The following is a 12828-nucleotide window of genomic DNA, read 5'->3' on the forward strand; positions in this document are numbered from 1 at the left end:
TTTACTTGATGAAGCGGCACTGGCAGCCTGTATGGCGTATGTTGATTTAAACCCAATCAGAGCAAAGATGGCTGATACACCCGAAACCTCAGACTACACCAGTGTAAAAACTCGCTGTGAACATGCCAAAGAAGGCAAGCAACCTAAACACTTGGCACGTTTTACAGGTAGCCCCCGAAAGCACATGCCCAAAGGTTTACCGTTTGAATTAAAGTCCTACTTAGAACTTGTAGAGTTGACAGGCCGATGTATGCGAGCAGACAAACGCGGCGCTATAAGCCCAATCAACTCCCCAATTTTAGACAGGCTCAACATAGCACCAGAAAATTGGCAAAAACTCACTTCACAATTTACCAAAGTATTCCATGGTGCAGTAGGGCGACCCCAAAAGCTTGATAATTATTGTGCGAGCCTAGAAATAAAACGGCGCGCTAATTATAAGCAGTGTGAAAAGTTACTGGCTTAACTTTTAGGCCATTAAGGTAATCTCTAGATAACCAATACATCATGGTTTGGTGGGTTAGCCGTGCCTTTTGGATGCGTATAAGTTCAGTTTTTTGTATTTTTGAGCTTATAGTGCATGTAGTTAATTGAACATTGCCTGCTTATTGATTTTAGTTTTTTGAATGGGTGTCATTGTCCGTTACTATTTCATTGTCCGTTACTATTAGACAAGCTTATACCGCATGTAGTTCATTCGGTCTTACTGACTAAGTCGTATTTCAGGTTGAACGTGGCCTGCTTAATGGTTTTAGTTTTTGAATGGGTGTCAATGTTTGAGTTTTGGATTCGCATTGAATGGGTGTCAATGTTTGAATTTTGGATTCGCAGGAACACTATGCTTAAATGGATTTAGGCAGTAGAGCGAAGCAGGCTGCCAGAGCCGAGACATTCATCGATTAACCTCATCGTGGCACTATTCAAGGCGGCTGGTTTCATCATTGTGATCCAGTTAGTTTCAGGCTCAAGTCAGGTGTAAGCAACTTTGCATATTGTATTCATGCACGCGTGCTGAGCATCTTGAAAATCGAAGTGGAAAGCCACTAAACGATTGAATCAAAATAGGAACTCGGCTATGGTTGAGGCATCAATAAAAAAATAAGTTAAAACGAGTAATTCTACAGGCTCGTTATATTTCAAGGATGGCTCGGCGTTGGATTCATTAAAATTAAACGATTTTCTTCACCCAAGACCTTCTCCTAAATGGATTGATGTTCTCTGTAAATTACAACATTTTGCGATTATCACCTATGCAGTTGATCCTTCAAGGTTTGATGGGCTTTTTCCTGAGCGTTTTAAACTAGATACTTTAAAAATTAATGGTGAAGAAAAAGCTTTAATTTCCGTAGTTCCTTTTATCGATGTAGATTTTACATCTGCGGTTATGCCATTTCCTAAGTTCACAATGGGACAAACAAACTATCGAATTTATATTATCGATCAAGAAACAAATGAGAGATGCGTTTGGTTTCTTGGTACAACTTTAGATTCATGGACACTTGCAGTACCAAGACTTTGTTGGAACTTACCTTGGTATAGTGGTGAAGTTAAATTTGAATGTGAATATGATGAACCACAACAAAGATACCGTAAATACAAAATGACGACAGAAGCCACTTGGGCTCCAGCTAATGTTGAATTAACACAAACCAAAGACTCCAAAATTGAATTGTCAGGCTTCCCTGATACAGAAACGGGTCTAGTATACCTAACGCACCCTTTAGCTGGTTTTTATCATCGTCGAGATGGTAAATTAGGTACGTATAGGGTGTGGCACAAGCAATTAGAAGTATCTTCTGCAAACCTTAAGTTTGCTAGTTTTGGTTTACTATCTCGCTTAGGTTTAGTCACTCAAGAGGAACAACAAACCCCTCATAGTGTACTAATTGAACCGATTAATGAATTTACTATTTATTTACCGCCAAAAGTGGTGAAATAGAAATATATCAAGCAATTAAAGAGGAACTTTTTACAGTTTGCTCGGTTCCGCTTCGCTTCACATTTTAGCCAACTATTATTCACTGCTTAAGGCGCTAAGTATTTTTCATGTTGAGGTGTCAAATTGAGCAACCCATTTCATTTATCATTGGTTGTTCCTGAGTTACGTTTATCAGAAGAGTTTTATGTCAACTTTCTCGGCTGTAAAAAAGGCAGGGATACAGGAAAATGGATAGATATTATCTTTTTCGGCCACCAATTAACTCTTCATCAAGAAACAGAAACTATGAAAGCTCAATCTATAGACCATTTTGGTGTCATTTTAGAAAAAGCAGAATGGTTGTCTATTATTCAAAAGGTTGAAGTTGATACTTTACCATTTGTTCTTCCACCTAACGAAAAAACCAATGATGATAATAGCGAATCAGGTAAATTTATTATCAATGATCCTGCAGGTAATTTAATAGAATTCAAATTTTATAAAAAGTCACCTTTAATTATTGTGTCATAAATACATAACAAGGATTTAAAGCAGTGCTGCTATTAGTTTACAGGGCTTTCGCTTCGCTATACATTTTAGAAAATTATTATCCGCCTCTGAATAGGCTATATGATCTCCTCGTTATCAAGCAATAACACTTTCTGCCTTAAAAGTTTGTCTCCCGCAACTATGAGTGGTGAACTTCTTATTGGAATTCCCCTATAATTACATCTAAATGCATGTTGAAGTAAACGGTCGTTGGATAATGACTTTTTGCAAATCGACAACAGCACATGTTCTATTGAGGGGATTATCCTGTTCCCGTAAAATGAGTATTTGTATTTATTTTCACTTTATATTAATTTGACAGTATGAAACGGAGTGCTTGCTTAATTTTAACGCTAGAGAATGAAGAGAGTACCCAGCAAAAAGTTGTTATATTTTATGTAGATTAATGAGTATATTTTATGGCTACAAACTATAAATTTGAAAGACTGAATGCTGGCAGAGATTATATTGCTGATAACTATGACGCTCCGCTTAGCTTATCTGGTATGGCAACATATTCATATATGTCCCCTTACCATTTTTTGCGTGTTTTCAAGAATACTTATGGAGAAACGCCTAACGAATTCTTGATTCGTCTTAGAGTCGAGCAAGCTAAGAGGATGCTTATTACTGAAAACTTTAGTGTCTCAGAAATTTGCGAGAAAGTGGGTTATACAAGCCTTGGTAGTTTTTCTTCATTATTTTTAAAACAAGTTGGTATGGCGCCTACGGTGTATCGTCGTAAGCTTTGGGCTTTGTCTGCAGAATCGTATCGCTTTCCATCACAGGCTATACCGGCATGTTATGCGTATAATTTTTTAGGGAAATCGACTAATTGAGCAATATTGGAGAAATATCATTGTGATTATTTCTATAGAATAAAGAGACATTAAAACAAGGAGTATTGAGATGATCACATCCATAGCACACACCACAATATATGTACTGAATCAGGATGAAGCACTTGATTTTTATAAAAATAAGCTAGGGTTCGAAGTCGGTGATGACATGAAAGTAGAAGGCGATTTCCGATGGCTAACGGTATATCCGAAATCTAATTCACAGCTTCAGTTGGTATTGGCAGAGCCAAAAGAGGGACCAATGTTCACTAAAGATTCTGCCGAAAAGATACGAAGTTTGATCGAAGAGGGCGCATTTGGGGCGGGTGTTTTCGAAACTGAAAATTGCCAAAAGACGTACGAAGAGCTTGTGGCTAAAGGAGTGGAGTTTATGCAGCCACCGACAGAGCAGCTTTATGGCGTGGAAGCTATGGGCATAGACAACTCTGGTAACTGGTTTAGCTTGGTTCAACGATAAAATACAACAAGTAAAGTCAGCTTGGTGCCGTTAACGGCATCTTGCTTTAGGCATTGGTATGGTCGCCTATTGTCAAATTTATGCACACAGCTTCAAGGCGTGTTGGTCACAAAACGTGAATTAACAAATTAATCAAAATGACGTCAAAAGCTTTGCTTGCACTCACTTTTATAAGTAAATAAAAAGGGCAGACATTAAATACAGGGATCTTATGCGTGCGCCTTTGTATTGTTTATTGGGTCAAATCATGGACCTGAAACTAGTCCGAACGACGGAGGTGGCAAAGTTTGTGTGCCGCCATACAGACCGTGTCGATGATGAGTTGTAGTGGGGCGTTTTTACTACGGTGAATACTTCGCCCACGCACTAAACTAAGCTTTGTCAACGAGTTTCAATGTTGAGTGACCGAAACATAGTGTCGGTGGGAGGAATGAGCCGCGCCTTTATTTTGGGGGAAATCACACCGAGTTAGCTAGCAAAAACTTTATGTGAGCTTTTGCTATGCTTACAAGGGTGAGGCTTATTCTATGGTGTTGGCTTTGTATAAAATATGGTGCTTCTTTATTGTATTTTTTTGTACTACTTGTGTTGCTTCTACGCCGTTTTCTGAACCGGAATTTAGCCAGATTAGTCAACATATCCACTATCTTAATGGCGACTCCCCACTTAAAGCGATAGCGGAAATCGAAAGAATAAAAAAGGAAGAAGGAAATAAGCTAACTCTGAGACAGCGTATCAGATTGAAATACGCTAAAACATGGGCATTAGTTTTGGTTGACCGCCTTGAAGAGGCATTGAGAGAACTTGCACAGTGCAAAGTTTTGGATGCAGAATTAGAAGAGTCATTATTGTTTTTTTATTATGGACTAACTGCCACTATTTTCAACCGAATAGAAATGTATGAGCTTGCCCTTGAGCATTACCTCGATGGTTATCGAATTTCTATCGACAATGAACGAGATGTTGATATTAGATTAGCAGAGAACAATATTGGTACTGTTTATCTAGCTATGGGACATTTGCAGCAAGCTGAGCATTATTTTGATTTGTTTTATCAAGATGCACTTGAGCGAAAAGACGACCCGATGAGCAGTCTTGCGTTAACCAATTTAGGTAAACTTGCTTTTGTAAGAGGAAATACAGAGCTAGCCTACAGGCACTTTCAGGGTGCGCTTGAAACACAAAAAGCCATCAACTTTAATTACTTTTCGTCAGAGTCACATTATTACCTAGGTAAAATATATCGACAACGCGGGCAAGTAAATAATGCGCTTACCCATTTGAACACCGCAATAAATATCGCCAAAGAGTCAGATAGCTTGTCTTACAGTATCGCGCCCATAATAGAAAAAGCACGTCTTCTGTTGGATCTAGAACGATATGAACAAGCACTGAAAGATGTTAAGCAATCAATTAGTATGGCGATTAAATTTAAGCGTCATAAATCGTTAGCTGAAGCCTATTTACTGCAAGCGTCAATTTATACACAGTTGCAGCAGTTTGATTTGGCCTTAAAGGCAACCAAACAATATGCTGATGTGAAAGTAACGCTTTCTGAATGGCAGTCTAAAGTGAGTGTTGCTTACTACCTTGCTGAAGTCGATGTAACCAGTAAAGAACTCGATATTGCTAATTTAACTAAAGAAAATCTCATTCGAGAGTTGAACAATAAAGCCATAAAGCGTCAGTTTATACTTTTTGTTGTGGCCGCAGCGGTAATTGCTGGGTTATTGGTTTTCTTTCTTCATAGAATTCGTGGGAAAAATCAGTTACAGGCGAAAACACTCAAAAAACTTAAAGAAACCCAGCAGCAATTAATTGAAGCGGAAAAGCTCTCTGCATTGACAATCATAGTGTCTGGGATGGCACATCAACTGAATACCCCCCTTGGTATTGTGGTGACTTCAACGTCTATAGTGACCGAACGTCTGCAATACATTAAATGTGCAATAAACGAGAAAAAGTTAACGCAAAAAATGCTTTCTGACTTTATTGAACAATCTGCAGACGCATTGATCTTGGTAAGAAACAACAGTAGCAAGGCAGCAGGTTTAGTTGAGAAATTTAAATTAATTGCAACAACATTAACAGGGATGAAATCAACATCGATTGATTTACGTGCGTTTATTAATGATAAGCTTGCTGGGTTATTAGGTAAATATAAGTGTGGAGTAACGACAAATATTGAGGGTGACACCGTGCACATTGAGGGGTACCCAGAATTATTATTAAATGCCTTGGATCAACTCGTTGATAATTCAGTTCATCACGGGTTTTCGCAAAGAAGTGACAACCAAATTAACATAACCATCGACGTAAAAGATGGGTGGGTGACAATAACGTACGAAGATAACGGGGTAGGCATAGAAAAGGATCAATTAAGTCAAATATTCACGCCGTTTTATACCTCCAGTATTCAAGATGGTAACTTGGGGATTGGTCTGAATATTGTTTATAACTCAATTGCCGTGTTGATGGGAGGTGAAGTGTCTGCGCAACCTACAGAGCAAGGGGCTAAGTTTGTGATGGAGTTTAGCCAAGTTATAAAAGAGGCTGAGTAGTTGGCTTCGGGTTCTATCGCCAGAAACTAGATAAAAAGGGTAGATAAACAGGATAGGCAAAAAGCTTTGATACCAGTGCAGGTTTAAGTCCTACGTGCGTCACTTTTTAAGATAACTATGCTTGCGTTTCATAATTCCTCGAACACTGCGGCAGAGTGTTTATAGCATTAGCCCTTATCGATCTTAAATTTAGTGCTGATTTAGATATTTAACCTGATTTATTTATGGTTTTTTTAAGTTTGCTCTTTTATTTTTTTGCCTCAAAAGAACCGGTCAGATCACTTTGCTTATGTTTCAGGCCAAATCAATAACTCCGACCCCTTTGATTTAAACCATTTAAGTTATTTCTGCGACTAACTTATTTTTAATATTAAAGATATGATGGCAATGATAAAAAGAACCACTATTTTCATGATTTTCAGCTGCGTGCTTGGACCGTTTGCACACGCTGAGCCGATACTACTTACTAACGGTACGTTATTAGAGCCAAGCACTCAATCAGTAATTAAACAACACCTCTTGCTTGATGGTGATCGGATTATTAGTCGACTAGAGCGTATTTCAAATAACTTTATGGGGAAACAAATTGATATAGCTGGGAAATATGTGATCCCAGGTTTAATTGATATGCACACCCACGCATTTGGCAATAGAGCGCCAAACACCAAAACAGAAACGATGGGTCCAAGTACGACCGCTCAAGTAGTTTTACATGCTGGTGTAACTGGTTTTGTGGACTTATTTGGTAACGAGCAAAGGTTGTTTGAGCACAGGAGGCTCCAACACGCAAAATTAATTACGGGAGCAGATATTTATGCGAGTTTATCGTGTTTAACAGCCCCTGGTGGACATTGTTCTCAGTTCGGCAAAACACGTACTATTTCTAATGAACAAGAAGCTACTCGGCACATTGCTGAGCTTGCGAAAAAGCAAGCTGACGTGATAAAGCTTGTGAGTACTTTAGAGGGGAAATTACCATCACTAACGGCGCATCAGCTTGAATACACAATTAAAGAAGCCAAAAAGTACGGTATTAAAACGATTGTGCATATTCATACTCTTGCAGATATTGAAAACGCAATTAAAGCAAAGGCAGATGCAATCACTCATTTACCTGATGATACGGTTTTGCCTATAGAGCTTGCAAAAACCTTAGCCGAAAATGGTATTGCAGTTATTCCTACCACCTCAGTTGATACAGATTATTATGAGTTTTTGTTTTCTAATGTGCTAGAGGCACCGTTGGCTAAAAAAGTCGCTGCTTCACGGATTTTAGACGCTTATGCAGTGTCTGCAAGCAATATGACGATGAAAAGTAAACATAAAATTAAGCGAAGAACTAATATGTATTACCAATCCTTAGCAAACTTAATTGCAGCAGATGTAAAGTTGTTAGCAGGGTCAGACTCTGGTAATTATGGTACTTTGCAAGGATTTACAATGCACCGTGAACTTGAGAAGTTTGTTAGCGCGGGTCAATCGCCTTGGCTTGCCCTAGCGAGTGCAACAAGCTACGCGCGTGAGTTTTTAAATAGGCCAACAGGCTTAAATAAAAATGGGGAGGCAAGTCTGGTTATTTTAAATAGCTCCCCCATTGAAGATATAAAAAATAGTCAAGATATTTTTGCTGTGATACACCGAGGTAAGCTAATCAATTAAGGCCTATTACCCATCAATTGATGAACTGTTTCAGGTTATAAAGTAGGGTTCAGGTCACTGCCTTCATAATACTATTTAATGAGCGTTTATCGGCGGTTGTTATCATTTTTTGTATTGATTTTTCTTGTCAGCTGAAAGTTACTTGCCATAAAAAGCGCACTATGAGTAAGTAGCCAGCTTAACTGGCCACTTATTTTATCGAGTGAAGTTCACACGTTTATTCTGTCGCATTACAACCTTTACCAGGTTCATTGCTACATACAACATCGGTGATGGTGACTGTGCCCGTTGGAAGCGGGTTACCGTTTAGGGTTACGGCAACTCCTGATGCGAGCATGTAGTTGAGAATACGTTGCAATGCATCGCTTGCACCTCTGGCTCTGTAGCCGGTATAGTTATGTGATTCGTGTAAGCGGATCCCTTTATCTCGCCCTGAATCAATAATGGGTTCAAACATGACCGACACGTCACCATTTAAGTTTTTTATTATACCTTTAAACATAAAGGCATAAGTCGTACCATCGCTAGGAAAGTGTACATTAACCGCGAGGTTAACTGTAAGCGCTTGATTTACTATAGCGGTGCCTAAACTGACTGATGCAGACGTAATGGCACCGGCTATATTACCTGTAAAGTAGTCACTCAGTGCTGTTTTAATCGCTGCCTTTTGTGGTGCATACTTAGCAACCGTATGAGCCGTATTAATATCTGAATATGCCCCTAAGAATGGCCGTAAATGCTCGATGTTTACGCTACCTTGAGCTAAGTCTTCAATTGTATTTTTGGCGTTTCGAACATGTGTTACACCTGCTCTAATAGACTCTTTTACAGGAATAGCCCAATACATGACCAAGCCTTCTTCACGCTCAGTTTGATAAGCGCTCACTTTATTATTATGTATATCAATAACATGTACTTTACCACCATTGGGAGCATATTGAATTGCACGGTTTTGCATTTGTTGTTCAGAACATGCATTACAGACAGCAATCATATCACTTGCAAAACTAAACGAACTAAGAAGGGTGCTGCTTACAGCAAACGAGACGACAACGACAGTTGAAAATAATTTCTTCATGGTATTTCCTTATAAATTGAAGATTAAGTGGCACATCAGTGTGCACAAAATTAACTTTAGCTTGCTTTATGAGAGGGTCAAGTAGAAATTGACGCCGTTTTTAGCAAACTAAAATTGACGACCAAAGGGATGCCTTTTGAATTAAAGCTGTACTTTGTGCTTGTAGATTCATTGATTGGCTTTCTTGTTCTGAGCATACTACTGAAGCGCTACAATGAAACTATTGTAGTCACAATGCTTTATTCATAAATATTTTGTAATACTTTTAAACACTTTTTTAATCTGTTTTTGCTAAGTAGGCGTATAAACTGAAGTCATAAAATGCTTTGAGTGACTTAACAATGAGAAAAATAATTATATTACTTGCGCTATTAACAGTTGCGGGGTGTTCTACTAAATTCGCATACCGAAATGCAAGTTGGCTCACCTATTGGTATTTAGATGACTATATTTCATTGACGGATGATCAAGAAGCGCGTTTTGACGAACGTTTACAACTTTGGTTAAGTTGGCACAAAGCCGAGGAACTTGATAAATATATTGCTCACTTTAATGAAATAAAAGCAGATGTTGAAGCCGATAACATGTCTGTGCAGCGCATAGAGTTTCACCAAAACAGATTGCGCGCGCATTGGTATCGAGTCAGAGATACATTAGCGCCTGATTTGGCTGCAATGGCACCCATGTTAACTCAAGAGCAAGTGAACACGCTTTTTTCTGAGTTGGCTGAATCAGAATTAGAGTCGATAAAAAAGCGTCAAAAGCGCTCGGTACAAAAACGTAAAAAACGGTGGCTGAATGACCAAGAAAATAATTTAGAACGTTGGTTAGGTAACCTCAATGACAGGCAAGAAGACTTGATAGTCGCATTGTACGACAAACAGCAGACGACTGCTGACTTGAGAGCTGAATACCGAACCAATTATCAAGCTCAACTCAAGGCCCTATTGGCAAAGCCTAGTACAGATAAACAATTTGAAACTGGTTTGGTAAAGTTACTCAAAGAGCCTGAACAGTTTAGAAGTGCGGAGTTAGCTGAGCGCATTGCCCACAATAGACATCAACGTAATCAGTTTTTAGCTGAGGTTTATCAGAGTTTGTCTGAGAAGCAACATCGTCATTTAATAAAAGAGTTAGAAGAACTGATTGATGACTTTACCTCATTAAAAAAATAATGAATACAGCAGCGGCTGAAAACTTAAAAATAGGTGGCTATTTATCAGTTTATTTCATTTAACTACTGAGCAATGTTAAGTCATACATATAGTGGATAATTAGGAGGTAACAAACATTTAGTTTGCTTTTAACTGTTGTCATGGAGAAAGTTCAAAAGCGCTAATTCTTTGTTTGCATCGTAATACTATGAAAGAGAGAATGAATCGTACTGTTTTTAAAGTAATGATAAGAATCTTTATATTTATGCAATGTTTATTACGTCATGTTATTTTTATTTTAGATGTGCAGTGCAGGTTGTTTATTTGAGTTTTTGATAAAATATGGATATAGCATTGTAAATTTTACACTATATAGCCGTTTGTAAAAGCAACAGCTATATAGCGCTAAAAGAACTATTCAGTTACAACCCGAGTAAGTACTTTAACTGAGCTAAGTGGCACATATACTAGGTCGTATATAACAGGCGCTGGCCAGATCAAGCTCTTAAACTCGCCCATAACGGATCTTGGCTCAGGGCAAACTGCCTGTTCTGGAGCGCTGAACCAAGATGTATATCGAGTTTCACCTGCCGAAAAAGAATAAAGAGTTCCATTCTTTTGTGTTATTCCAGAGTTTGTATAATTACACTCTTTCGAATAATAAGTTACCTTTTGAGAGGCTGCTGCTTTATTTAAAAAAACTGAACTAAATAAAAAAGAGCAAGTTATTAAAGTAAGTATATTTTTAGCTTTCATTTTTATCCTTAAACAATTCTAATTAAAAGCCACTATCATCGCGGCTGAAGTAATTTAACATGATTGCTGCAAAATGCATCATGAAATTAATTTATTTTGGTTTTAATTGTTGTGAACAACAGTAACCATAAATGCACTTATTCCATTGCTAGTTTAAAATGATGTATTTGATTTTTACTTTATTTCGGTTTTCCTACTTCTGATGGCTTAGTGTTATAAATAAAAAACTATCAATTTATAATGTCAATGAATGTGTTAATTACTGTTTATATATCACAAACTATGTGCGTGATAAATATGGTGAGTACAGAGAATGAATAGGCAGATTTTTGAGCAATGCATGACTGCCACTTAATAGTACATTGTGTATGTTATGATGTTTTTTCTATTTGGAAGTGGTAAGCATCAAACATCAAACGAATAGCGCTAATAACAAATAATTGAACTACGAGAATGAGTGGTAGTTGTGTGGGTAAAGCTACTCAGTATGTATTATCAATAAAGCTAGCGACTGAGGGCATTATGAATAACGAATATCTCATCTCCTACATTTTATGCTCTATTGAGGTAATCAATTGAGAGAGAAGTCATGTGTTCATAACAGCAGCTGAGCTGCCTAGATGATTATTTTCACATACAACCGTTTCAGAGCTTACAAAAACATTAGTCACTAGAGTGTTGATATTGAAATATCTCTTCTAGTGGTAACTTAAATACCGTCGCAATTTTAAATGCTACTTCAAGCGATGGAGAGTATTTATTGGCCTCAATCGCCATGACGGTTTGACGTGTTACGCCAATTTCCTGAGCCAGTTGCTTTTGCGTCATTTCATTATTTAAAAAGCGCAGAGTTCGAATTGAATTGGTAATAACGCCACTAGCCATAAATAGCTCCGGTTCGTCCTTTGTAGAGTTGTGTCGCGTAGTTGGTTATTTCCGCCAATAAAAAGGCGCAAACCATGATATGTAATGGCAAAAAAGGTATGTTGTATTCTATAGACGGTCCAAACCCTTGCGCATGCGCTTGATATTGAAAGATTGCAATGCATATCCCTGTTTGTAATATATACGTGGTGTATTTATATCCAACTAAGCTTATTTGTTTTTCGCGCACATCAAGTGGTTGTTCAAGCTCATCATCGCTGATGAAAGCCAGCACGATATAACTGATCACCATGAGTACAATACTGTAAATAATTACTTGCAGTAACAGCTCAGACAGCCAAACCGGTGATGCAAGTTGTTCTGAGCTAGCTGAAAACACGTTTTTTAGATAGAAATAGCCAATGTAAGTACTGACTAATAAGTCAATACTCAATGTAACTTCTCTAAAACTGATACTTTGCAAAAATTCTTTTAAAGCGGCTGATCTAGTCATGTATTTTATACCTGAAGTCAAAAATATTTAACATAGGTATAGCGTAGATTACTTGACTTGTTGATGTCAAATATTTTTTACCTTAAGTTAAGTTTTATATACCTATCGTGATATTTAGACTGTCATGTTCAGTCAAACTAAGCCCTTTAATCGATAAATAATAACGTTACTTGAAATGAACTACGATACATATTTAGGGTATAAAAGTGAGGTTGTTTTAGCTTACAGCTGAGTGGTCTTTAGGCTTAATACCGTCACTTTATCTGGGATCGAGATGGTTCAATGGTGTGTTTTCAAAGTGTATGGAACCTGCGAAATTTAAACTATGTTGCTCAGTATAGTTGAATTGGCACCCAGAATATTAAAATTAAAGTATTTATAACAATGGCTTATGTGTAATTTCTTGGTGGCGAAAAGTTTTGTTTGGTGTTGACTAAGTGAAATCATGTAAAAATCAT

General features: G+C 37.7%; 11 protein-coding genes and 1 pseudogene. 8 read left to right on the plus strand and 4 right to left on the minus strand.

Features of this window, described 5'->3' with window-relative positions:
• From J8M01_RS08370 to J8M01_RS08400, 7 genes and pseudogenes are all read left to right on the plus strand, one after another.
• Positions 1 to 466: pseudogene (locus J8M01_RS08370) on the plus strand (transposase); the annotation flags it as partial.
• 687 nt (positions 467 to 1153) lie between these two features.
• Positions 1154 to 1939 (plus strand): DUF2071 domain-containing protein, encoded by a 786-nt coding sequence (locus tag J8M01_RS08375; protein WP_192507183.1) that lies wholly within the window; start codon positions 1154 to 1156, stop codon positions 1937 to 1939.
• Between the two features lie 123 nt (positions 1940 to 2062).
• Positions 2063 to 2449 (plus strand): VOC family protein, encoded by a 387-nt coding sequence (locus J8M01_RS08380; RefSeq protein WP_211057695.1) that lies wholly within the window; start codon positions 2063 to 2065, stop codon positions 2447 to 2449.
• Positions 2450 to 2886: 437 nt separating this feature from the next.
• Positions 2887 to 3306, plus strand: coding sequence for an AraC family transcriptional regulator (locus J8M01_RS08385; protein ID WP_210998608.1), 420 nt, complete (start codon positions 2887 to 2889; stop codon positions 3304 to 3306).
• Between the two features lie 70 nt (positions 3307 to 3376).
• Entirely contained in the window at positions 3377 to 3784 is a 408-nt protein-coding gene (locus J8M01_RS08390; protein ID WP_192507186.1) for a VOC family protein, read from the plus strand.
• A 539-nt stretch (positions 3785 to 4323) separates the two neighbouring features.
• Positions 4324 to 6345 carry an ATP-binding protein gene (locus J8M01_RS08395; protein WP_211057696.1) on the plus strand — a complete coding sequence of 674 codons (2022 nt, stop codon included), beginning with the start codon at positions 4324 to 4326 and terminating at the stop codon, positions 6343 to 6345.
• 411 nt (positions 6346 to 6756) lie between these two features.
• Positions 6757 to 8004 (plus strand): amidohydrolase family protein, encoded by a 1248-nt coding sequence (locus J8M01_RS08400; protein WP_211057697.1) that lies wholly within the window; start codon positions 6757 to 6759, stop codon positions 8002 to 8004.
• Between the two features lie 217 nt (positions 8005 to 8221).
• Here J8M01_RS08400 and J8M01_RS08405 read toward each other — a convergent pair whose 3' ends face one another.
• The gene (locus J8M01_RS08405; RefSeq protein WP_211057698.1) at positions 8222 to 9082 is read right to left on the minus strand and encodes a hypothetical protein; all 861 of its coding nucleotides are present in this window, start codon (positions 9080 to 9082) and stop codon (positions 8222 to 8224) included.
• A 341-nt stretch (positions 9083 to 9423) separates the two neighbouring features.
• Between J8M01_RS08405 and J8M01_RS08410 the strand changes: the two genes are divergently transcribed.
• On the plus strand, positions 9424 to 10257 hold the full coding sequence (locus J8M01_RS08410) for a DUF6279 family lipoprotein (protein WP_211057699.1): 834 nt from the start codon (positions 9424 to 9426) through the stop codon (positions 10255 to 10257).
• A gap of 393 nt (positions 10258 to 10650) precedes the next feature.
• Here the strand turns inward: J8M01_RS08410 and J8M01_RS08415 are convergent, their stop codons facing one another.
• The 3 genes from J8M01_RS08415 to J8M01_RS08425 form a co-directional block, all read right to left on the minus strand.
• Positions 10651 to 10992 (minus strand): hypothetical protein, encoded by a 342-nt coding sequence (locus J8M01_RS08415; RefSeq protein ID WP_211057700.1) that lies wholly within the window; start codon positions 10990 to 10992, stop codon positions 10651 to 10653.
• A gap of 663 nt (positions 10993 to 11655) precedes the next feature.
• Entirely contained in the window at positions 11656 to 11877 is a 222-nt protein-coding gene (locus J8M01_RS08420; protein ID WP_192507193.1) for a helix-turn-helix transcriptional regulator, read from the minus strand.
• A complete protein-coding gene (locus tag J8M01_RS08425) occupies positions 11870 to 12370 on the minus strand; it encodes a hypothetical protein (protein ID WP_192507194.1) in 501 nt (166 codons plus the stop codon). Before J8M01_RS08425 ends, J8M01_RS08420 begins: the two co-directional genes overlap by 8 nt.
• Positions 12371 to 12828: the final 458 nt, after the last annotated feature.

It is taken from the genome of Pseudoalteromonas sp. MMG005 (assembly GCF_018101015.1).
Taxonomy (GTDB): Bacteria; Pseudomonadota; Gammaproteobacteria; order Enterobacterales; family Alteromonadaceae; genus Pseudoalteromonas; species Pseudoalteromonas aurantia.

Bases quoted from the DNA above. Each gene is read 5' to 3' on its own strand.
- J8M01_RS08390 (WP_192507186.1), top strand. From the start codon at position 3,377: ATGATCACATCCATAGCACACACCACAATATATGTACTGAATCAGGAT.
- J8M01_RS08420 (WP_192507193.1), bottom strand. From the start codon at position 11,877: ATGGCTAGTGGCGTTATTACCAATTCAATTCGAACTCTGCGCTTTTTA.
- J8M01_RS08405 (WP_211057698.1), bottom strand. From the start codon at position 9,082: ATGAAGAAATTATTTTCAACTGTCGTTGTCGTCTCGTTTGCTGTAAGC.
- J8M01_RS08425 (WP_192507194.1), bottom strand. From the start codon at position 12,370: ATGACTAGATCAGCCGCTTTAAAAGAATTTTTGCAAAGTATCAGTTTT.
- J8M01_RS08415 (WP_211057700.1), bottom strand. From the start codon at position 10,992: ATGAAAGCTAAAAATATACTTACTTTAATAACTTGCTCTTTTTTATTT.
- J8M01_RS08400 (WP_211057697.1), top strand. From the start codon at position 6,757: ATGATTTTCAGCTGCGTGCTTGGACCGTTTGCACACGCTGAGCCGATA.
- J8M01_RS08385 (WP_210998608.1), top strand. From the start codon at position 2,887: ATGGCTACAAACTATAAATTTGAAAGACTGAATGCTGGCAGAGATTAT.
- J8M01_RS08410 (WP_211057699.1), top strand. From the start codon at position 9,424: ATGAGAAAAATAATTATATTACTTGCGCTATTAACAGTTGCGGGGTGT.